Annotated in this window: 17 protein-coding genes; 4 read left to right on the top strand and 13 right to left on the bottom strand. The window is 71.5% G+C overall.

Annotated elements, in window-relative coordinates:
- The 3 genes from VMN58_03790 to VMN58_03780 form a co-directional block, all read right to left on the bottom strand.
- The coding region (locus tag VMN58_03790; protein HUF32316.1) for a GYD domain-containing protein at positions 1–309 on the bottom strand (309 nt) is incomplete at its 3' end.
- A gap of 116 nt (positions 310–425) precedes the next feature.
- Positions 426–1,256: an alpha/beta fold hydrolase gene (locus VMN58_03785; GenBank protein ID HUF32315.1), complete on the bottom strand. Its 831-nt coding sequence runs from the start codon at positions 1,254–1,256 to the stop codon at positions 426–428.
- A 21-nt stretch (positions 1,257–1,277) separates the two neighbouring features.
- On the bottom strand, positions 1,278–3,347 hold the full coding sequence (locus VMN58_03780) for a RecQ family ATP-dependent DNA helicase (GenBank protein HUF32314.1): 2,070 nt from the start codon (positions 3,345–3,347) through the stop codon (positions 1,278–1,280).
- Positions 3,348–3,586: 239 nt separating this feature from the next.
- On the opposite strand from VMN58_03780, the gene VMN58_03775 reads away from it, so the two are divergent.
- Entirely contained in the window at positions 3,587–4,576 is a 990-nt protein-coding gene (locus tag VMN58_03775; GenBank protein ID HUF32313.1) for a malate dehydrogenase, read from the top strand.
- A gap of 11 nt (positions 4,577–4,587) precedes the next feature.
- Here VMN58_03775 and VMN58_03770 read toward each other — a convergent pair whose 3' ends face one another.
- Positions 4,588–4,974, bottom strand: coding sequence for an SCP2 sterol-binding domain-containing protein (locus VMN58_03770; GenBank protein HUF32312.1), 387 nt, complete (start codon positions 4,972–4,974; stop codon positions 4,588–4,590).
- A gap of 83 nt (positions 4,975–5,057) precedes the next feature.
- Between VMN58_03770 and VMN58_03765 the strand changes: the two genes are divergently transcribed.
- A complete protein-coding gene (locus VMN58_03765) occupies positions 5,058–5,606 on the top strand; it encodes an RDD family protein (protein HUF32311.1) in 549 nt (182 codons plus the stop codon).
- A gap of 21 nt (positions 5,607–5,627) precedes the next feature.
- Here the strand turns inward: VMN58_03765 and VMN58_03760 are convergent, their stop codons facing one another.
- From VMN58_03760 to VMN58_03740, 5 genes are all read right to left on the bottom strand, one after another.
- On the bottom strand, positions 5,628–7,298 hold the full coding sequence (locus VMN58_03760) for a peptidoglycan-binding domain-containing protein (GenBank protein ID HUF32310.1): 1,671 nt from the start codon (positions 7,296–7,298) through the stop codon (positions 5,628–5,630).
- Positions 7,299–7,414: 116 nt separating this feature from the next.
- On the bottom strand, positions 7,415–8,188 hold the full coding sequence (locus tag VMN58_03755; protein HUF32309.1) for a succinate dehydrogenase/fumarate reductase iron-sulfur subunit: 774 nt from the start codon (positions 8,186–8,188) through the stop codon (positions 7,415–7,417).
- Positions 8,185–10,113 carry a fumarate reductase/succinate dehydrogenase flavoprotein subunit gene (locus VMN58_03750; protein HUF32308.1) on the bottom strand — a complete coding sequence of 643 codons (1,929 nt, stop codon included), beginning with the start codon at positions 10,111–10,113 and terminating at the stop codon, positions 8,185–8,187. Before VMN58_03750 ends, VMN58_03755 begins: the two co-directional genes overlap by 4 nt.
- The gene (locus VMN58_03745) at positions 10,113–10,856 is read right to left on the bottom strand and encodes a succinate dehydrogenase cytochrome b subunit (protein HUF32307.1); all 744 of its coding nucleotides are present in this window, start codon (positions 10,854–10,856) and stop codon (positions 10,113–10,115) included. The genes VMN58_03750 and VMN58_03745 overlap by 1 nt, the downstream gene beginning before the upstream one ends.
- 104 nt (positions 10,857–10,960) lie before the next feature.
- Complete coding sequence (locus VMN58_03740; protein ID HUF32306.1) at positions 10,961–13,096, bottom strand: hypothetical protein; 2,136 nt, start codon at positions 13,094–13,096, stop codon at positions 10,961–10,963.
- Positions 13,097–13,151: 55 nt separating this feature from the next.
- On the opposite strand from VMN58_03740, the gene VMN58_03735 reads away from it, so the two are divergent.
- A complete protein-coding gene (locus VMN58_03735; GenBank protein ID HUF32305.1) occupies positions 13,152–14,558 on the top strand; it encodes a sigma 54-interacting transcriptional regulator in 1,407 nt (468 codons plus the stop codon).
- 6 nt (positions 14,559–14,564) lie between these two features.
- Here the strand turns inward: VMN58_03735 and VMN58_03730 are convergent, their stop codons facing one another.
- The 4 genes from VMN58_03730 to VMN58_03715 form a co-directional block, all read right to left on the bottom strand.
- Positions 14,565–15,017, bottom strand: a complete 453-nt coding sequence (locus tag VMN58_03730) for a PRC-barrel domain-containing protein (protein HUF32304.1) — start codon at positions 15,015–15,017, stop codon at positions 14,565–14,567.
- Positions 15,014–15,574 (bottom strand): PRC-barrel domain-containing protein, encoded by a 561-nt coding sequence (locus VMN58_03725; protein HUF32303.1) that lies wholly within the window; start codon positions 15,572–15,574, stop codon positions 15,014–15,016. The genes VMN58_03730 and VMN58_03725 overlap by 4 nt, the downstream gene beginning before the upstream one ends.
- Complete coding sequence (locus VMN58_03720; protein ID HUF32302.1) at positions 15,571–15,741, bottom strand: hypothetical protein; 171 nt, start codon at positions 15,739–15,741, stop codon at positions 15,571–15,573. The genes VMN58_03725 and VMN58_03720 overlap by 4 nt, the downstream gene beginning before the upstream one ends.
- A gap of 129 nt (positions 15,742–15,870) precedes the next feature.
- On the bottom strand, positions 15,871–17,856 hold the full coding sequence (locus tag VMN58_03715) for a CocE/NonD family hydrolase (protein ID HUF32301.1): 1,986 nt from the start codon (positions 17,854–17,856) through the stop codon (positions 15,871–15,873).
- Positions 17,857–17,965: 109 nt separating this feature from the next.
- On the opposite strand from VMN58_03715, the gene VMN58_03710 reads away from it, so the two are divergent.
- A partial coding sequence (locus VMN58_03710; protein HUF32300.1) for a hypothetical protein occupies positions 17,966–20,618 on the top strand: 2,653 nt, incomplete at its 3' end.

Below are 20,618 nucleotides of genomic sequence, written 5' to 3'. Positions count from 1 at the left end.
TGGACGCCAGCTGCTCTTCGTCTCGCGTGCCCGGTCGACCTGCTCGGGCGTGAGCAGCACGGTCGTGGACACGGCCATGCGGCCCGAGGAGGAGAACTGCATGGCCAGCCCCGCAGCCGTCTCCTGGTCGGGGACATCAACAATGCCGACGACATCGTCCTCGCCGAATGCGAAGTAGAAGGCCTCGAGGGTGCCACCCACGCTCTCGATGGCGTTCTTGACGACCTCCCGTCGAGCAGTTCCGCCTTCTTTCAGCACACCGGCTACACCCTCGGCATTCAGTGACACCTGGAACAGGAACTTCGGCATGCTGCCTCCTCGTCGCGCGGTCATCTCCACAGTCGCGCCGACATCCGCCCGGTGCAATGGCGCGTCCGCTGCATCACACGGTTGAACCCATCGCACAGGTCAACGCGCTGCCGAACCTAGCCAATCGTGACGGCGGCGTGGGCGTGGGTGGTGATGAGCTCGACCAGCCGGTCCCAGTGCTCAGGCGGGTAGTCGTGGCCCATGCCCTCGATGATCTCCAGGCGTGCGCCGGGGATGGCCTCAGCGGTGGCCCGTCCGCCCTCGGGCGGGATGAGCCGGTCGGCGTCACCGTGGACGACCAGGGTGGGGACCTCCAGGCTCCCGAGCGCCTCCACCCGCGACGGTGACGCGCCGATCGCCTTGGTCTGGCGGGCCCTGCCCTCGGGGTCCCAGCAGCGGTCGTAGGCGGCGTGAGCATCGGCGGTGATGCGCTCGACGTCGTAGCTGGCGGGGCTCCCCCAGGCGCGCAGCCCCATGAGGTGGCGCTCGGCCGCCTCGTCGCGCGTGGTGGCCGGCGGCGCGCTGAACGCCGCGGTCACGTCGGGGTCCCGCGAGCCGGGGATCGCACCCGGCGCCGACATCAGCGACGTCATCGACAGCACCCGCTCCGGGCGCTGGATGGCCATGGCCTGGACGATCATGCCGCCCATCGACCACCCGGCGATGTGGGCGCTCGGCGCCCCGACGGCATCGAGGACCGCGAAGGCGTCGGCCGCCATGTCGTCGACGGTGTAGCGGGGGCCGCCCTTCAGGTGGCTGGAGAGGCCGACGTCGCGGTTGTCGAACCGGACGACCTGGAAGCCGCGGGAGGCGAAGCGCTCGCAGAGCTCGACCTTGAAGTTGATGCACTGGCTCCCCAGGCCGTTGACGAGCAACAGGGTGGGGTCGGAGTCGGCGCCGAAGGTCTCGTAGTAGAGGGAGACGTCGCCGTTGGAGGCAGTGGGCATTGCCCCGTTCCTAGCCGCCCGCTACGGGCGCTTCAACAGGGCGAGGGGGAGGACGGGGCCGCTGCCGGCGGCCCGGAGGGCCTCGGCGGCGACGGTCATGGTCCAGCCCGACCCCACCACGTCGTCGACGAGGAGCACCGGTCCGGGCGGCAGCGCGGTGGCGTCGGCTTCGAAGGCGTCGATGACGTTGGCGGCCTGGCGCCACGAGTTGGCCATCTGGCGCTGAGGCGGGTCGGTGGCGCGCACCCGGGAGAGGGCGTCGACCAGCTGGAGCTTGCCGACCTCGGCGATGCGCTCGGCCATGGAGGCCACCAGGAGCGGATGCGAGCGGCTGGGCACGGCCACGACTGAGGTGGGCCGCTCGACCCAGCGCCAGCGCTTCAGGATCGCCACCAGGCCGTCGAGGAGCTCGTCGCTCAGCGGCCCGTCGGTGGCAAGGGTGGCGCGGACGGCGTCGCCCCACCCCGGGTCGTCGCCGATGGCGAGGGCCCGCCCGGTGTCGGCCTGGAGGTCGCGCTTGATGTTGCCCCGGCGGGACTCGAGGTTGCGGGGCCACTGCTTGCGGGCCTCGACGACCACGTCGGCGCCGCGCAGGTGGGACAGGGCGGCGGTCACGCGCTCGCCGGGCGGTGGCGCCTCGGCCGAGGTCCCGGTGCAGCGATCGCAGCGGCCGCAGTCGGCGGCGCCGGGGTCGTCGAGGGCCTCCCGCAGGAAGCGCATGCGGCAGCCCTGGCCCTCGGCGTAGGCCCGCATGGCTCGCTGCTCGGCCTTGCGGTTGGCGTCGACGGCGGCCAGACGCTCCTCGTCGTAGGTCCACTCGGCGTCGGTGCGGACCCACCCGCCCTCGCCCTGGCGGACCGCCCCCTCGACGTCGAGGACCTTCAGGAGCGCCTCGAGGCGGCCGCGGCGCAGGTTGACGGCCTCCTCCAGGGCGGGCACCGCCACCGGACCCGTCGACGACAGGGTGGTCAGCACCCGCTCGACCACCTCCCGCGGGGGAAAGGCGGTGGAGTCGAAGTAGGCCCAGATGTCGGCGTCGGCCGCGGTGGGCAGCAGGACCGCCCGGGCGGAGTCGATTGCCCGCCCTGCCCGGCCCACCTGCTGGTAGTAGGCGATGGGGCTCGAGGGGGACCCGAGGTGGGTGACGAAGGCCAGGTCGGGCTTGTCGTAGCCCATGCCCAGCGCAGAGGTGGCCACCACGGCGCGGAGGCGGTTGGCGGCCAGGTCGGCCTCGATGCGCTCGCGCTCGTCGGGCGGGGTGGCCCCCGAGTAGGCCGCCACCGCCAGGCCCTGGTCGACCAGGAACGCCGCCACCCGCTCGGTCTCGGCCACGGTGAGGCAGTAGACGATGCCAGAGCCCTCGGCCGCCTCGATGTCACCGGCGAGCCACGCCAGACGCTCGGCGGCGGTGGGCAGCGACACCACGGAGAGGGCCAGGCTCTCGCGGTCGAGGTCGCCCCGCAGGGTGAGGGTGCCCTCGCCCACCTGGGCGGCGACGTCGTCGGTCACCCGCTGGTTGGCGGTGGCGGTGGTGGCCAGCACCGGCACGCCCTCGCCCAGCTCGGCGATGACCGACGACAGGCGGCGGTAGTCGGGGCGGAAGTCGTGGCCCCAGTCGGAGATGCAGTGGGCCTCGTCGACCACCAGCAGGCCCACGGCGGCGGTGAGGCGGGGCAGCACGGCCCGGCGGAACGAGGCGTTGTTGAGCCGCTCGGGCGAGATGAGGAGCACGTCGACGTCGCCGGCGGCCAGCTCGTCCTCGACCTCCCGCCAGGCATCGACGTTGGTGGAGTTGATGGTGCGGGCGCGGATGCCCATCCGGGCTGCGGCGGCGATCTGGTCGCGCATGAGGGCGAGCAGGGGCGAGACCACCAGCGTGGGGCCGGCGCCCTCGTCGCGCAGGAGCCGGGTGGCGATCCAGTAGACCGCCGACTTGCCCCACCCGGTGCGCTGCACCACCAGCACGCGGGCCCGGTCGGCCACCAGGGCCTCGATGGCGGTGAGCTGGTCGTCGCGCAGGCGGGCGTCGGGCCCCGCCAGCTCGGTGAGCAGCGCTGCCGCCCGCTCGGCGATGGTGGTGGTCCCGTTCATCGCCCCACCCTGCCAGGCGGGTGCGACACCAAGCGGCCGGCCGGCTCACCCCCACCCGTTCTGGCACCAGGATCGCGCTGGAACCCAGCGCGGTTCTGGTGCCAGAACCGACTCAGTCGAGTCCGAGGGACGCACGCGCCACCTCCTCGATGCGTGCGTCAGCAGGGGGCATGGCGGGCACGTACCCTGCTGATCGAGAACCGATCCCCGATCTCTGTCTCACCGAGGAGCACGTCGCTGTGAACCCCCCCGTCCGAGTTGCCGTCACCGGAGCTGCTGGCCAGATCGGCTACAGCCTGCTCTTCCGCATCGCCAGCGGCGGCATGCTCGGCCCCGACCAGCCCGTCGACCTGCGCCTCCTCGAGATCACCCCCGCCCTCGGCGCCCTCGAGGGGGTGGCCATGGAGCTCGACGACTGCGCCTTCCCCCTCCTGGCGAGCACCACCCGCACCGACGACCCCAACGAGGCCTTCGACGGCGTCTCCTACGCCCTCCTCGTGGGCTCCCGCCCCCGCACCAAGGGGATGGAGCGCGCCGACCTCCTCGAGGCCAACGGCGCCATCTTCACGGTGCAGGGCAAGGCCCTCGACGCCGCCGCCGCCGACGACGTGAAGGTGCTGGTGGTGGGCAACCCGGCCAACACCAACTGCCTCATCGCCCAGCGCAACGCCCCGGGCATCGACCCCAGTCGCTTCACCGCCATGACCCGCCTCGACCACAACCGGGCGATCGCCCAGCTGGCCGCCAAGACGGGCGAGCCCACCACCGCCGTGACGAAGATGACCATCTGGGGCAACCACTCGGCCACCCAGTACCCCGACGTGTTCCACGCCGAGGTCGGCGGCCGCAACGCCGCCGAGGTCGTGGGCGACCAGGCCTGGATCGAGGACGACTTCATCCCCACCGTGCAGAAGCGCGGCGCCGCCATCATCGAGGCGCGGGGCAGCTCCAGTGCCGCCTCCGCCGCCTCGGCAGCCGTCGACCACGTGCGCGACTGGGCCCGCGGCACGACCGACGGCGACTGGGTCAGCATGGCGGTCCACTCCGACGGCTCCTACGGCGTGGCCGAGGGCCTCATCTCGTCGTTCCCCGTCACCTGCGCCGGCGGCGACTGGTCGATCGTGTCGGGCCTCGAGATCGACGACTTCTCCCGCGGCCGCATCGAAGCCAGCGTGGCCGAGCTCACCGAGGAGCGCGACGCCGTGGAGGCAATGGGCCTCCTCGGCTGACCGGGTGGCGCTCAGTCCCAGGTCGTGCGGGCCCGGACGGCGGCCACGGCGTCGTCGACGCACGCCAGGGCCTCCCCGTGGCGGATGATCACGGTGATGTCGCCGCCCAGGCGCAGCCGGCCGGCGGCGAAGGCGTCCTGGGCGGCGAGGTGGCCCTGGGCCAGGGCGACCGCGGTGGGGCGGTCGGTGGTCATGGTCACGTCGGGATCCTCGGCCCGGCCGGTGCCCGCCCGCACCTGCCCACCATCGACCCGGACCCACCAGGCGCCGCCGTCGTCGCCGGTGACGACCTGCTGGACGGTCAGGTGGGTGCCGGTCGTCGCCTCGGCCAGGTCCTCGCCGGCCGCCAGCGCGTCGCCCAGCTCGGCCACCCACTCGTCGCTGAGGAACCGTGCCACGACGGGCATCTTGGCACCCCGGCGGTGACCTGACCGTCTGCCCGACTGGACGGCGGCGGCTCCGTCGCGCAGGCTCGGTGGCCATGCTCCCCGACGAGACCCCCGACGGCCATGGCGTCGCCGACGAGTGGCCCCCTGGCGAGGCCCCCGCCCAACCCTGGCGCCGGGTGGTCGCCCGGCTCGTCGACGGCCTGATCATCGCCGCGGTGGCAGCCGCCATCGCAGTCGTGGGCGCCGCACTCTCGGGCGGCCTTCTCGACCAGGAGCCGGGCGCTGAGCCACCGGTGTGGATCTTCTACGTCAGCTTCCTCGTCGGGGCCATCTACGAGATCGCCTTCATCGCCCGGTCGGGCCAGACCCCCGCCAAGCGGCTCCTCCAGGTGCGGGTGGTCTCGATGCCGAGCGGTGGGGTCCCGGAGGTGTCGGCCGCGGTGATCCGCTGGTTCGTCGTCGCCGGGATCGTGTCGCTGCCGTCCCCGCCCGGGGTGCAGCTGCTGCTGGTGATCGTGGTGGCAGGGGTGTGCCTGGTGCCGATGTTCACCCGTGCCGACCGCCGCGGCCTCCACGACCGGTTCTCCGCCACGGCCGCGGTGGCGGCCCCACCCGTGCCCCCACCGTCGCCCTGGGCGTGAGCGAGGCGGGAGGGCCCCGCGTCAGCGGGGGGCGCCGCCGGGGCGCTTCAGGGTGACGATGGTGGCGATGTCGGGCCGGCCGTTGACGGTGAGGCCCTCGGACGCCTGGAAGGACCGCAGGGCGTCGATGGTGGGCTGGTCCCACACCCCGGTGGTGCCGACCCGGTGGCCGAGCCGGTTGAGCTGGCTCTGCATGCCGCGGATCTGTCCTGGGCGCAAGAGCTCGGGCGAGCGTGACTCCCACCGGAACTCGGGGCTGTCGGCGATGGTCCGCCAGATCTCGGGGCTGGCGTGCTGCCAGGACCAGAACGACACACCGGCGGCCCCCGATGCCTCGGCGGCGGCCATGAAGCGGCGGATCTCGCCGGGTGGCGGCGGTCCGGGCCGGCCCCCCTCGGGGCGCCCGTCGTAGGCCTGGCCGATGGGGATGACGGGCTTGCCGAAGCGGGAGAGGAAGGTGACGTCGTTGATCACGTCGGAGTCGGGCTGGCGGTTGAGCCAGTAGGTCATGGGCGCCACGGCGTCGTAGGGGCCGAGCATGGCGTCGTAGGGGAAGCGGGTCTGCATGGTGGCCGACGGCCGGGGCACCACGGCGATCAGGGGGTAGTCCCACCCGACGGAGCGGCGGAGCAGCCCGCTGTAGGCCTGGGCGCCCGCAGCGCTGAGGTTGGTGCCCTCGGACCTGGTCTCGATGTCGGGGGCGAAGCCGTCGATGCGGTGCCCGCTGGGGGTGGTGTAGGTGATCGCCTCCATGGCCCGGGCGGCGTCGATGCCGACGTCGCGCAGGTAGGGGAAGTCCCAGCCGTAGATGCGGATCCCGGCGGCGTGGGCCTTCGGGAGGAGGTCGTCGAGGAGGTCCTGGGCGTAGAAGCCCATGTTCGACGAGCCGGTGCGCACGTAGATGTGGTCGAGGCCGACTGCCTTGGCCTTGGCCACGATGGCGGTGGCGTTCCCACCCTCGACCTTCTCGGGCTGCCACATCCACATGCCGGTGCCGAGGGGCAGGGCACGAGGCGAGGCGGGGGTGATGGGCTCGGGCTGCGCTGCGGGCGCCGGGAACGAGACGATCTGGTCGCCGGTATGGGTGGGAGCGGCGGCGGCCTGGTCGGGCGCGACGGGGACGGCTCGGCTGGCGGCCGGGGCCTCGCCGCCGCCGCCGGCACCCGTCGCGGGGGCGGCCTCGATGGCGGTGGTGGACCGCGGGAGGACGCCGGCACCGGCGCCGACCGCGCCGAGGAGGCCGACGAAGGAGATCACGATCGTGGCGACGACCACGCCGGCGGCCACCGGCGCGTGGCCCGGGTGGGGGAACGACACCGCCAGGTGGGTGCAGTAGGCGCGCCAGGATCGGGCGACGGCCGCCTCGACCGCACCGAGGCGGTGGGCGGCGGCGCTGATGGGGTGGTGGTCGGCCCACAGCGGCAGCAGGACGGAGGGGGCGGCCTCGGGGGGGCCGACGGGGCTGATGGCGGCGAGGGGGAGCAGGGAGGGCAGCTGGACCGATGCTGCGGCGATGCGCGCCCGCCGGCGGGCGGTCAGAGCCCACGTCCCGACCAGGGAGGCGAGCTCGTCCCGGTTGGCCCGAGGCGCGTCGAAGGGTGCAGTGAAGGGGCTACGAGGCATGAAGAACTCCGCCGTGTCGTCTGGTGTGCGCTCGTCGGGTGTGGTGTTCGGCACGTGGCGTGGTGCCACCTACTTCGCCGTCACGCGAGAACAATCCTGCCAGATGTTTACGGCGGTTTGGTATCGGGTACCCAGAGTGCTCCCTTTTGGGTGCTGGGTTCCCGACCCCGGTGCTCTCGAGAGCGCTAGCGCTGGCCGGCGAGGCGGCGGTTCTTCACCTTGGCCCGGAGGTAGTCCCTGTTCATCATGGCGATGAAGTCGAGGCTGATCTCCTTGGGGCACGCCTCGTAGCACTCGCCGTGCATGGTGCACGAGCCGAAGTACTGCTCCATGCGGTCGACCATGTGCTCCACCCGCGTCCAGCGCTCGGGCTGCCCCTGGGGCAGCAGGTTCAGGTGGGCGACCTTGGCGGCGGTGAAGAGGTGGGCGGCGCTGTTGGGGCAGGCCGCGACGCAGGCGCCGCACTGGATGCACGCTGCGGCGTCCATGGCGGCGTCGGAGGCGACCTTGGGCACCGGGATGAGGTTGGCGTCGGGCGCCGAGCCGGTGGGGACGGTGATGTAGCCGCCGGCGGCGACGATGTCGTCGAGGGCGTCGCGGTTGACCACGAGGTCGCGCACCACCGGGAAGGCGGTGGCCCGCCACGGCTCGACGTCGATGACGTCGCCGGCGCGGAACGTGCGCATGTGCAGCTGGCAGGTGGCGGTGCCCTTCTGGGGGCCGTGGGCCTGGCCGTTGATCATCATGGCGCAGGAGCCGCAGATGCCCTCGCGGCAGTCGTGCTCGAAGGCGATGGGCTCCACGCCCTCGAGGACGAGGCGGTCGTTGAGGACGTCGATCATCTCGAGGAACGACATCTCGGGGTTGATGTCGTTGACCTCGTAGGTCTCCATCTTCCCCGGCTCGGCCGGGCCTGCCTGGCGCCAGACGCGCAGGGTCAGGTGCATCGCCTCGGTCACTTGTAGCTCCTCTGGGCCAGCGCCACGTGCTCGAACTGCAGGTCCTCCTTGTGGAGGACGGGATCTTGACCCGGGCCGGTGTGCTCCCAGGCGCCGACGAAGGAGAAGTTCTCGTCGTCGCGCAGCGCCTCGCCGTCGTCGGTCTGCGACTCGAGGCGGAAGTGGCCGCCGCACGACTCCTCGCGCATGAGGGCGTCGCGGCACATCAGCTCTGCCAGCTCGAAGAAGTCGGCGACCCGCCCGGCCTTCTCGAGGGTCTGGTTGAGGGTCTCGGAGCCGCCGAGGACGCAGACGTCGGAGTCGAACTCGGCCTTGAGCGCCGGGATCTCGGAGATGGCCTTCTCGAGGCCCTCCCGGGTCCGGGCCATGCCGCAGTGGTCCCACACGATCCGGCCGAGCTCGCGGTGGAACCAGTCGACCGTGCGGGTGCCCTTGGTGGCCAGCAGCTTGTCGACGCCGCCGTTGACCTCGGCCACAGCCTGGGCGAACACGGGGTCGGAGGTGGGCACCGGGTCGTCGCCCAGCTGGGGGGCGAGGTAGTCACCGATGGTGGACGGCAGGACGAAGTAGCCGTCGGCCAGGCCCTGCATCAGGGCGCTGGCGCCGAGGCGGTTGGCCCCGTGGTCGGAGAAGTTGGCCTCACCGAGGACGTACAGCCCCGGGAGGTTGCTCATCAGGTTGTAGTCCACCCAGAGGCCGCCCATCGTGTAGTGGGGCGCCGGGTAGATGCGCATCGGGACCTTGTAGGGGTCCTCGTCGGTGATGCGGTGGTACATGTCGAAGAGGTTCCCGTAGCGCTCGGCCACCACGGACTCACCGAGCCGGGCGATGCTGGCCCCGAAGTCGAGGAACACCCCGTTCTTGCGGGCGCCCACGCCGCGGCCCTGGTCGATCATCGCCTTGGCGTTGCGGGAGGCGACGTCGCGGGGCACCAGGTTCCCGAAGGACGGGTAGCGGCGCTCGAGGTAGTAGTCGCGCTCGTCCTCGGGGATCTGGTCGGCGGGACGAACATCGTCGGGGTCCTTGGGGACCCAGATGCGCCCGTCGTTGCGGAGCGACTCGCTCATCAAGGTGAGCTTCGACTGGAAGTCGTCGCTCTGCGGGATGCAGGTGGGGTGGATCTGGGTGTAGCAGGGGTTGGCGAGGAGGGCGCCCCGCTTGTGGGCCCGCCAGATCGCCGAGGCGTTGGAGGCCTTGGCGTTGGTGGAGAGGAAGAAGGCGTTGGAGTAGCCACCGGTGGCCAGCACCACGGCGTGGGCCGAGTGCGAGGCAACCTCGCCGGTGTGGAGGTTGCGGGTGACGATGCCGGCGGCCTTGCCGTCCTTCATGACCAGGTCGAGCATCTCGGTCCGGTCGAAGAGCCTGACGGAACCCAGCTCGACCTGGCGCATCAGCGCCTGGTAGGCGCCGAGGAGGAGCTGCTGGCCGGTCTGGCCGCGGGCGTAGAAGGTGCGTGACACCTGGGCGCCGCCGAAGGAGCGGTTGTCGAGCAGGCCGCCGTACTCGCGGGCGAAGGGCACGCCCTGGGCGGTGCACTGGTCGATGATGTCGAGGCTCAGCTGGGCCAGGCGGTGCACGTTGGCCTCGCGGGAGCGGTAGTCGCCGCCCTTGACCGTGTCGTAGAAGAGGCGGTGCACGCTGTCGCCGTCACCGTGGTAGTTCTTCGCCGCGTTGATGCCGCCCTGGGCGGCGATGGAGTGGGCTCGCCGCGGGCTGTCGTGGAAGGTGAAGACGTCGACGTTGTAGCCGAGCTCGCCGAGCGTGGCGGCGGCGGCGGCGCCGGCCAGGCCGGTGCCCACGATGATGACCTTGAACTTCCGCTTGTTGCCCGGGGCCACGAGCTTGATCGAGAACTTGTGGTTGTCCCACTTGTCGGCGATCGGTCCGTCGGGGATCTTGGCGTCGAGCTGCATCGAGGGTCCCATCAGTCGATGATGCCGGTGAGCACGGCCACGGGGAACGACACGTTGCCGATCACGATGGCGAGGGCGAACACGGTGGCGAAGGCTCGCCGGCCCGCCTCGAAGCGAGGGTTGGAGGCTCCGAGAGAGCGGAAGAGGCTGTAGGCGCCGTGGTAGAGGTGGGCGCCGAGGGCGAGGTTGGCCACGATGTAGATGACGGAGTTGAGCGGCTTCTGGAAGCCCAGCACCACGTTGTCGTAGACGGCGTGGCGGACGAAGTCGGGGTGCACCGTGCCGGTGGTGAAGTGGAGGATGTGGTACACGACGAACAGCAGCACGATCACGCCCGTCCAGCGCATGGTGCGTGAGGCGTAGTCGGCGGCGATGTAGTCGCGCTTCTGCTCGTAGCCCTGGATGCGGGCCCGGCGGTTCATCATCGTGAGCGACCAGGCGGCGTGGATGTGGATCAGGAAGGCGGCCAGCAGGGCCACCCGCATGATCCAGAGGAAGCCGTACTCGGGCACCGCCGGGGCACCGAAGACCGTGAGCCACTCGGCGTACTCGTCCATGTGCTCGGGGCCCAGGTAGAGCTTGAGGTTCCCGATCATGTGCATGAGCACGTAGAACATGAGGAACGCGCCCGAGACCGCCATGGCGACCTTCTTGCCGATGCTCGAGCGGTAGAGCTCGACCGGCAGCGGGGCCTGGCGGGCCGAGCCCTTCGACTCGGCGGTCCCGGGCTTCTTGGGCTCAGTGGGCGCTGCCATGGCCGCTGCCTCCGATGGCTCGTGCTGACGACCCGCCGGGTGGAGCCCGGGGCCGGACACCTGGGACCGTACCGGAGGTGCGGCGGGAAGGCGGAACCGGGCCCCTACGGGGTGATGGTCGACTCGTAGCGGTTGTCGGCCGTCGCGTCCGGGGACCGGAGGGTGAGGGTGAGGGTGAGGGCGCCGGGCTCGTCGGGGACGACGGCCTCGACCGTGCCGACGCGGGCCACGGCGTCGGCCGCGACCTCGCCCTCCCAGCGCCAGGTGCGCTCGCCGCCGTCCCAGGCGAGCGTGGCGGTGACGGTGGCGGTCAGCGGGCGGCGCAGGTCGGACACCACGTGCACGTCGAGGGCCAGCGCGTCGCCGGGGGCGACGCCGACCGGAGGCCGGTCGGCCACCACGATCACCGGCCGGCACGCCTCCACCATCGCCCGGTGGGCCTCCTTGGGCCGACGCTCGTGGTCCAGGACCGACCACGACACCGCGGGGTGGCCGTCGGCGAAGGAGAACTGGGCGAAGCCGCCGGCCGGGTGGTACTTGAGCCGCCGGAGGTGCTCGACGTGGTGCTTGACGACGGTGGCCTGGTAGGCCTGGGTGGCCGCCCGCCACGACGCCAGGGTCGGGTGGTCCCCGGGCGGCACCCGGTGGTCGAAGATCGAGCGCTGGAGGCCGTGGGTGTGCTCGAGGCGATCCCAGTCGAGGTCGGGCCAGCGGTCGGGCTCGAGGAAGTCGTCGGTGTCGGGCAGCGACTGGGCGCCGAACTCGCTCACGAAGCGTGCCAGGTTGGGAACCCGCCGCAGGGCGTCGGGGAGGTCGCGCTCGTCGCCGTGGTACCAGCCGAAGTAGAGGTGGGCGTCGGTGCCGGAGGAGCCGAGGTGGGGGAGCACCCCCGAGTGGGGGATCACCGGACGGGTGCCATCGGCGCCATCGAGGGCCCGCCGGATGCTGCGGTCGAGGACGGTCTTGTTCCACGAGGGCAGCTGCTGACCGAGGGCGTAGCGGGCCTTGAGGGCGCCCGACATGCCGGGGCCCAGCTCGGTGCCGGGTGCGATGTCGAGGGCCAGTGGCTCGTTGTGGCCGCACCAGATGGCCAACGACGGGTGGTGACCGAGGTGCTCGACGGCCGCCACCGCCTGGCGGACCGCCTGGGCGCGGATGCCACGGGCGTAGCCCCACTGGAGGGGCAGGTCCTGCCAGATGAGCACCCCGGCCTCGTCGGCGGCGTCGTAGAGCTCGGGACGGCTGATGTGGCCGTGGACCCGGAGCAGGTCGAGGCCGGCGTCGCGGACAGCCTCGACATCGCGGCGCAGCTCGGCGACTGAGGCCTCAGCGAGGGCCATGCGCGTGGGTCCCTGGTTCGTGCCCTTCAGGAAGAGGCGCTCGCCGTTGACCGAGAGCACCCAGCGCTGCCACGACAGCGACCGCAGGCCCACCCGTCGGACCAGGGAGTGGCTGGGCGCGCCGTCGACCTCGACCTCGACCGTCACGTCGGTGAGGTGCTGGTCGCCGAGGGCGTGCGGCCACCACAGCCGGGGGTCGTCGATGGCGACCTCCCAGTCGACGAAGTTGGAGCCCTCGGCCACCGGGCGCACCGTCACGTCGTCGACGCCCTGGATCGTGGTCCGCAGCGTCACGTGACGGGCGGTGTCGCTGTCGAGCTCGGCCCGCAGGGTGACCACGGCCCGCTCGGCGCTCGCCTCCCGGCACAGCACGCGCAGGCTGCGAGCCCGCACGGGGCCGGTGTGCTCGATCCGGACCGGCCGCCAGATGCCGCCGGGGTTCCAGTCGGGGTCGAGGCAGTCCCAGTGCTGGAACACCCCGGTGATGTTGCGCTTGGCGGTGCGCTCGAGCTGTGGGGTGCAGGCGACCTCCACCGCCAGGGTGTGGTCGGTCTGGGTGCGCAGCGCCCGGGTGACCTCGAAGGTGTGGCGGACGAAGTAGCCCTCGGTGTCACCCAGGTAGGCGCCATCGAGCCACACGTCGCCCTGGTAGAAGAGCCCGTCGAGCACCAGCCACGCGCGCTGGCCACCGTCGGGTGGGCGGGCGGTGAAGTGGCGACGGTGCAGCAGCGGGCCGTCGGAGCCGGCGAAGGCCGGCGTCGACCGCCAGTGGCCCGGCACCTCGATCGGCTCCCAGCCGTCGTCGTCGAGGTCGGGCTGGGCGAAGGATCGGCGCAGGCCCTCGTCGGCGACGACGGCGCGCCAGGTGCCGTCGAGGTGCAGCGAGCCGGGCAGATCCACGCCGCGAAGGCTACGGCCCAGAGCGCGGGCGGATGCCCGCCGCTACCTTGGCCCCATGACCTCGCGACCAGCCACCCTCGGCCAGCTACGCGAGTCGGGATGGGTCTCCCTCCCGGTGAAGGAGGAGATCCGGCGCAACGCCATCAGCCGGATCCGGGCGGGCGACGCGCTCTTCCCCGGCGTGCTCGGCTTCGACGACACCGTCCTGCCCCAGCTGGAGAACGCACTCCTCGCCGGCCACGACGTGATCTTCCTCGGCGAGCGCGGGCAGGCCAAGACCCGCATCATCCGCAGCCTCGTCGGGCTGCTCGACGAGTCGATGCCGATCGTGGCCGGCTCGGAGATCAACGACGACCCCTACGCACCCGTCTCCCGCCACGCCCGCGACCTGGTGGCCGACAAGGGCGACGAGACCGCCATCGACTGGGTGCACCGTGACGACCGCTTCGGCGAGAAGCTGGCCACCCCCGACACCTCCATCGCCGACCTCATCGGCGAGGTCGACCCGATCAAGGTCGCCGAGGGCCGCTACCTCTCCGACGAGCTGACGCTGCACTACGGCCTGGTGCCGCGCACCAACCGCGGCATCTTCGCCATCAACGAGCTGCCCGACCTGGCCGAGCGCATCCAGGTCGGACTGCTCAACGTGCTCGAGGAGCGCGACGTCCAGATCCGCGGCTACAAGGTCCGCCTGCCGGTCGACGTGTTGCTGGTGGCCTCGGCCAACCCCGACGACTACACCAACCGCGGCCGGATCATCACCCCGCTGAAGGACCGCTTCGGGTCCCAGATCCGCACCCACTACCCCTTCGACGTCGAGACCGAGATGGCCATCGCCCGCCAGGAGGCTGCCCCCTTCGAGGTCGCGGGCATGCACGTCAAGCTGCCCGACGAGCTGGCCGAGGTGGTGGCCACGCTCTCGCACCTGGCCCGATCCAGCCCCCACGTCAACCAGCGCTCGGGCGTGTCGGTGCGCCTCTCGGTGGCCAACTCCGAGACGCTGCTCGCCAACGCCGCCCGCCGGGCCCTGCGCCTCGGCGAGACCGAGGTGGTGCCCCGGGTGAGCGACCTCGACGCCCTCATCGCCTCGACCACGGGCAAGATCGAGATCGAGACCCTCGAGGAGGGCCGCGACGAGATCATCGTCGAGAACCTGGTGAAGGCCGCCATCCTCACGGTGTTCAGGTCGCGCTGCACCATGGGCGACCTCGCCGACCTCGTCACCGCCTTCGAGGACGGCACGGTCGTCCATGCCGGCGACGACATCCCCTCGTCGGCCTACGTCGAGCTGGTCTCGAGGGTCTCGGCGCTGCGACCCCACGTCCAGCGACTCACCGGAGACGACGAGAGCCCCGGGGCGGTGGCCTCCGCCGTCGAGTTCCTCCTCGAGGGCCTCCACCTCTCCAAGCGCCTCAACAAGGACGCCGCCGGCGGCAAGGCCACCTACCGGGGTCGCGGGTAGGCGAGGTCAGGCCTGGCGGGCGGCGTGGTCGGGGTCGTGGGCCACGACCACGCACCAGGAGCCGATGGCCCGGAGGCGGTCGCCGTCGAGGCGCCCCTGGTCGGTGACGATGGCCTCGATCGTGCCCGTGGCCTCGTCGAGCTCCACGTCGTCGACGTGGCCGAGCAGGTTGCCGGTGTCGGACAGCACCCGCCGCCCCGCGATGTCGAGGTCGCCCTTCAGGGTGCGTGCCTCGCGGCCCTCGGCTGCCGAGCGGACGCTGGCGCGGTCGTCGATGATCACGGCGTCGTCGCCGATGCCGCTGATCGCCTCCCAGGCCACGACGTCGCCTTTGGCCACCTGCACGGCGGTGATGCGGCGGGCACCGACGTCGATCACGAGGCGGTCGACCGACCCGACCTTCTCGGCCGACGCCTTGCTCATCACCTTGGTGCCCTTCAGCGCTCGCCAGCTCGTCATGACGTGCTCCTCAGGTGGGCCCGGAACGACTCGACTGAGCCGCCGAAGCCGGCCAGGTCGTCGGACAGGAAGTCGCGCACGGCGGCGGGGACGAGCAGCGCCTCCTCGGACACGGCGAGGGTGTCGGGGAGCGGCACGAACATCGAGCGGTCGCGGTCGGGGCTCTCGATCTCGTAGCCCACCACCTCGGCGGCGTCGTCGACGTGCAGGACGACGTCGAGGACCTCGCCCAGGCGGTCGCCGTCGTCGGTGAGCACCTCGGCGCCGATGACGTCGCGGGTGCCACCGCCGGTGATGTCGCGGGCTTCGGGGCCCTTGGCCAGGGCGGTCTCGTCGGCCACCATCACCGCGTCGCGCCCCAAGGCGGCCACCGCCGACCAGGGGAGGGCCTCGTTCATGGGCCCGGCGAGGAAGCCCCGTCGGTTCAGGGTGAAGCCCACCAGTCGGGCCTGGTCGACGCGGTAGACGACGTCCTTCACCTCGGCGATGTCGTCGCCGCCGGCGATGGTGACGACCGGCAGGCCGATGACCTCGGTGGCTCGCAGCAGCAGCGTCATCGGTCCTCCTCCTGGGAAGCGCTGGCCTCTCGGGGAGTGCTGGCCTCTCGGGCAAGGCTGGCCAGCACGCTGCCGGAGCGGCGCTTGCGCTGGACCACCACGAGCACCAGGGCCAGGATCGCCAGGACCACGATCACACCGATGACGATCGGGAGCAGGGTGTCCACGCGCTCAGCCTCCAGGGTCAGGTGACGGGACCGTACCCCGTGCCGGGGTGGGGGACACGACGGGTCGCGTCCACCCGCCCGGGCCCATCAGGTCGACCCGAGTTCGGCAGCAAGGTGAGATTCGTGTGCTCAGGTCTGCTCAGGGCGGCACGGCTGGTTGCGCAGGACGCGGATCCCGCCGCAGGGGGGCAGGGCCTCGACACCCGCGGTCGCACCCGACACCAGCGGCAGCGCCACCGACGAGGCCGTGACGCCACCGGTGTGCACGGTGTTCACCGCGGGGAGCGGGAGGGCGGTGAACCCCCACAGGTCGGGGTGGACGTGCGGCGCGGCGACCGTGACGCGGACCTGTGAGCCGGCCCGGAAGACGTGGCCGAACGGGAAGATCTCGACCCGCATCAGGCTCGGGACCCCGGGCACCAGGGGGAGGGAATCGAGCGCCTGGTGGGTCTGGAACGGCCGGAGCTCGGTCGACAGGGTCTCGTGCTCGGCGCGGTGGCTGGCCCGCAGCCACCCCTGCTGCACGAAGACCTCGCGCCCATCGGAGCGGACCTCCGACAGCGTGACCTCCAGGTCGGTGTCGGGAGCAGTCGACGACAGGTGCAGGTCGATGCTGGCCGTGCCGAGCAGGACCTTGTCCTCGCTCAGGGGCTCGGTCGTGAACGACGCCGACATGCCGTCGGCAGGGCGGTCGTCCCACGTCGCGGCAGGTACCTCGAGCAGCTCATAGCCGCCCCGTTCCTGCGAGCCCGCCTCCGGGCTGTACACGTAGTCGACGCTCCCCGGCACGCCCGGCTGGGTCGGCACGAGCCCGCCGTCGGCGGTGGCGTAGAGGCGGTCGGCGGTGAGCTCGGGGACCGGCCAGTCCTCGTGGGTGGTCGTCCAGGCGGCGCGCCGGCTGCTGTTCATCTCCCAGTTGATGATGACCCGGTCTTCGGCCAGGTAGGCGGCGAAGGCCTCCTCGAAGGTCTCGGGCCGGGTGGTCGTCTCGGTCGTGGTCTCCGTTCGCACGGGATGCGGCTTGCCGTTGGGCATCAGCACCGGTGAGGTCGTCGTCTCCGTCTCGGTCACGGTCCGCTGGTCCCTGGTGGGGACGGTGCGGCGCAGGTGGTAGTCGAGGAACCGGGTGATGTGGGGGAAGACGTCCGGCCCGTAGTACTCGCCGTGATCGCCGTTGGTGCCGAGGAACTTCCAGTCGAGGTCGGGTCGGAGCCGTTCGAGGATGTGGGTCGCCCGCGACCCGACCTGCTCGTCCTGCCACGACTCGACGAGGAACATCGGGGTGTCGATCTCGTCGGCGAACCAGAACGGCGAACGCTCGTGGAAGAACTCACTGTCGAAGTTGTTCTGCGGCTGCAGGGCCTGCACGAACGGGTTGAACGGGCCGTTGAGGGCGTGCTCGGCCTGGTTCACGAGGCACTGCTCGTCGGCTTCGCCGCTGGCGTAGTGCTCGGGGGCGACGATGTAGCCCTCGTAGGCGCGCTGCGCCGACCAGCCGCCGGCGAAGGTGACGTTCTGGATGCCGCCCGGGTAGGGCACGTCACGGTAGAGGTCGGCGAACACGTTGCCCGGCACGATGGCGGCGAGGTGGTCCTCGAGCACGCCGTCGACCCACTCCTGGGTCCGGTGCTCGTCACCGGGGATGGCGCGCGCGCCGGCCACGAAGAGCTGGGTGATGCCGGGGTAGCTCTTGCCGACCATGGCGAAGTCGCCGTTGGACCAGCGCTGATCGGCCAGCCAGTCGATGGCCTCGACGCCGTCGATCGATTGGCGCGGCTCGAAGTAGTCGAACTTCCCGCTGCTGCACGCGCTGCCCCGGATGTTCAGGCCCACCACGGCATAGCCCGCGGCGATGAACCGGTCGTCGAGACCGTCGTACACGTTCAGGGCCGGGAGGTAGCCCGAGTAGTCGATGACGGTCGGGTATGGCCCTTCCCCGAACTCCGCCGGGTCGGGCGTCATCACCTTGTAGTGCAGCAGCGCCTCGTCGAGCGTCCCCACGGCGACCGGGATGTACCCGGTGCGATGGGTGGGCGGGTCGGCCTGCGCCCCGCGTGGCAGGACCACGAGCGCGGCGAGGACGGCGACGGCGAGGAGGACTGCTCTGCTTCTCATCCAGTGGAGTTCGACACCGGCACCGACCAGGCCTGCGCCGGCGCGGAAGCATCCCGAAAGATGCCGGGACAGGCAGGTGCTGGGGGGGTGGGCCGACGAATAGAACACTGTGTTCCTCCGAGTAACCTTCGTGGCCGCCCTCCTCGTGGCCTCCGCTCCCGTGGTCTCCACCGCTCAGGCGGACGAGGAACCGACGTTTCGGGCGGGGGTCGGCGTCGCCGACGCGACGTGGCACGTGGGGGCTGGCGCCGGGCAGTACGCGGACAAGGAGCCGGCGGGCGCGAACGACAGCATCGACCCCCACCAGCACTCCCTGACCCAGAGCGACAGCTACGGCGTGCAGTCACGCCTCACGATGCGGGCCATCGTCGTCGAGGGAACCAACGGTGAGCGCGTCGCCCTGCTCAAGAGTGACCTCTACCTCGCCCAGAACCACCTGCTGCGCCGGGCCGGCCAGCTGCTGGCCGAGGCGGGATCGTCGATCACTGCCGACGAGATCCTCCACACCGCCAGCCACAACCACTCGTCGCCCTACTACTCGACGCCCTCGTGGGGTGTCTGGCTGTTCCAGGACGCCGTCGACCTTCGCAACCTCGAATACGTCGCCCGGGCCATGCGCGATGCCGTGCTGGAGGCCGAGGCGTCGCTTCGCCCGGCGACGATGGGCGCGACGACGGTCGAGCACTCGATCTTCAAGGCCAACATCGCCGGACGGGGCATCGCATCCGACGGCACGCCCTACGGCCATCCGCTCGAGCACGGCGACCTCGGCCTGACCGTGCTGCGCTTCGACGACGCCAACAGCGGTGAGCCCATCGCAGTGTGGGCCAACTTCGGCCAGCACCCAGAGGGCCTCGACGGATACGACCTCATCACCGCTGACTTCCTCGCGCCGCTCGAGCGGTTCGTCGAGCGTCATGTGGGCGCGCCACTGGTGTTCAGCCAGGGTGACGTCGGGTCGGCGGAAGGGCCCTACGAGAGCTGGGCGAACGCCGAGACGCTGCCCGACGGAACGATCAGGGCGTGGGCCCACGTGGGTCACGCCCAGATCGAACGGGGTGCCCGCCTCCTCGCCGACTCGCTCATCGAGGCCTGGGAGGCGATCGGAACCGGGGACGTCGAGGTGCCGCCGTCGAGCGACGTACCCGTCGGGATGATCACCTACTGGGCGCCTGGCCCCGTGTCGCATCCGTACCCGAGCGTGTCGAACTGCCGGACGCAGGAGACCGCCGAGGGCAAGCCAGGCCTGCCCATCCTCGGCCTCCCCGACTGCTCGAGGCCCACCGGCTCGGCGCCGGTCGGCCTGCCGTTCGAGAGTCTGAAGCTGCACGGCATCCCCGTGCCGGACCACTACGACGCTCCGTCGTTCACTGCCGTCCAGGAGAACCTGCGCCTGCAGCTCCAAGCGGTGCGTCTCGGCGACGTGGTGCTGGGATCGTGTGCGTGTGAGGCCCAGGCCGACCTGATCCTGAACTTCGAGTCACGCGCTGACGACCTCGTGGGTCTGGACAACGGATTCGCCTGGGACGAGCTCTGTGATGGGCGCGAAGACGGCACCTGGGCGTGCCCGGATCCGGGTCGCGACGATCTGGGCGATCGGAGCTTGATCGTCGATGACGGTCCGTTCCAACGGATGCGAGCGCAGGTCCACAACGACGCCGCCGGGTGGGACGACCCGGCATATGCCCCGTACGCCAACAGCGAGCCGACCGACCCAGACGACATCAAGGGCAACTTCACCCACGAGGAGCTCCCGTCGAGCGAGGGCTACCCCATCGCCGTAGGACTCGGCCATGCCGGTGATTACAACGGCTACACGGTGTCCTACCGCGAGTACATGAGTCGGGACACCTACCGGAAGGCCCTCACCTCCCATGGAGCCCACACCGCTGACTACATGGTCACCCGGCTCGTCCGGATGGCCGGAGCGCTGAAGCGTGGCGAGGCGTTCGTGCCCGACGACCCGCTGGCTCCGGCCGCAGCCGCCGACGAGGCGCGGCAGGAGGCAACGTCGCAAGCGATCGGTCGGGCCGCCGGTGTCGCGTACGACGCCTGGCAGGCCGCGCTGGCCGACGACGTCGGTCCGGCTGGGTCGCTCGAGCAGCCCGCGCGGGAGATCAAGCGCTTCTCGGGGGCCACGTTCTCGTGGCGCGGCGGCTCCAACGCAGTCGACAACCCCACGGTCGCGGTGGAGCGCCTGGAAGACGGCGCCTGGGTCCCGTACGCGGATCAGAGCGGTGAGGTGCAGACCATCCTGGCCATGCCAGCGGGCGTGCATGGTGTCGCCGACACCCACACGGGCGGTCAAGAGTGGCGCTGGACGGCGTCGTTCGAGGCGTTCGATGCCTTCCCCGCCACGCTCGGCCAGGTGCCCGACGGCACCTACCGGTTCGTCGTCGACGGCGTCATCCGCCAGGCGCGGTCGAACACCCCGTACCACCTCGAGTCCGACCCGTTCGCCGTCGTGCCATGGGACGGCATCGCCGTGCACGACCTTCGTCTCGAGGACGGCGGGTCGGTATCGTTCATCGTCGACCCCATCGAGTACCCGCGCACCTACAGCTCACCGATCCGCATGGTCCGTGACGACGGCCGGAACACGATCTGCAAGACCTGCTCCTTCCGGCCCTGGGCGCGCACCGGCGAGGTCTCGACGGCGACGGTCACCGTCCTCGGCCCCAACGGGAAGGTCCGGCGCGCCGTGGACGCGACGCTGCAGGACGGCCGGTGGGTTGCTGCGACGCGGCTCAAGAAGAGCGAGA

This window comes from Acidimicrobiales bacterium, assembly GCA_035512495.1.
GTDB lineage: Bacteria > Actinomycetota > Acidimicrobiia > Acidimicrobiales > CADCSY01 > DATKDW01.
Note: the sequence above shows the minus strand (reverse complement) of the source record. Positions and strands in the feature narration are given on the sequence as shown.

Excerpts from the sequence above, each read along its gene's own strand:
- VMN58_03785 (HUF32315.1), bottom strand. The coding sequence starts at position 1,256 with ATGCCCACTGCCTCCAACGGCGACGTCTCCCTCTACTACGAGACCTTC.
- VMN58_03780 (HUF32314.1), bottom strand. The coding sequence starts at position 3,347 with ATGAACGGGACCACCACCATCGCCGAGCGGGCGGCAGCGCTGCTCACC.
- VMN58_03765 (HUF32311.1), top strand. The coding sequence starts at position 5,058 with ATGCTCCCCGACGAGACCCCCGACGGCCATGGCGTCGCCGACGAGTGG.
- VMN58_03750 (HUF32308.1), bottom strand. The coding sequence starts at position 10,113 with ATGGGACCCTCGATGCAGCTCGACGCCAAGATCCCCGACGGACCGATC.
- VMN58_03745 (HUF32307.1), bottom strand. The coding sequence starts at position 10,856 with ATGGCAGCGCCCACTGAGCCCAAGAAGCCCGGGACCGCCGAGTCGAAG.
- VMN58_03735 (HUF32305.1), top strand. The coding sequence starts at position 13,152 with ATGACCTCGCGACCAGCCACCCTCGGCCAGCTACGCGAGTCGGGATGG.
- VMN58_03730 (HUF32304.1), bottom strand. The coding sequence starts at position 15,017 with ATGACGAGCTGGCGAGCGCTGAAGGGCACCAAGGTGATGAGCAAGGCG.
- VMN58_03725 (HUF32303.1), bottom strand. The coding sequence starts at position 15,574 with ATGACGCTGCTGCTGCGAGCCACCGAGGTCATCGGCCTGCCGGTCGTC.
- VMN58_03715 (HUF32301.1), bottom strand. The coding sequence starts at position 17,856 with ATGAGAAGCAGAGCAGTCCTCCTCGCCGTCGCCGTCCTCGCCGCGCTC.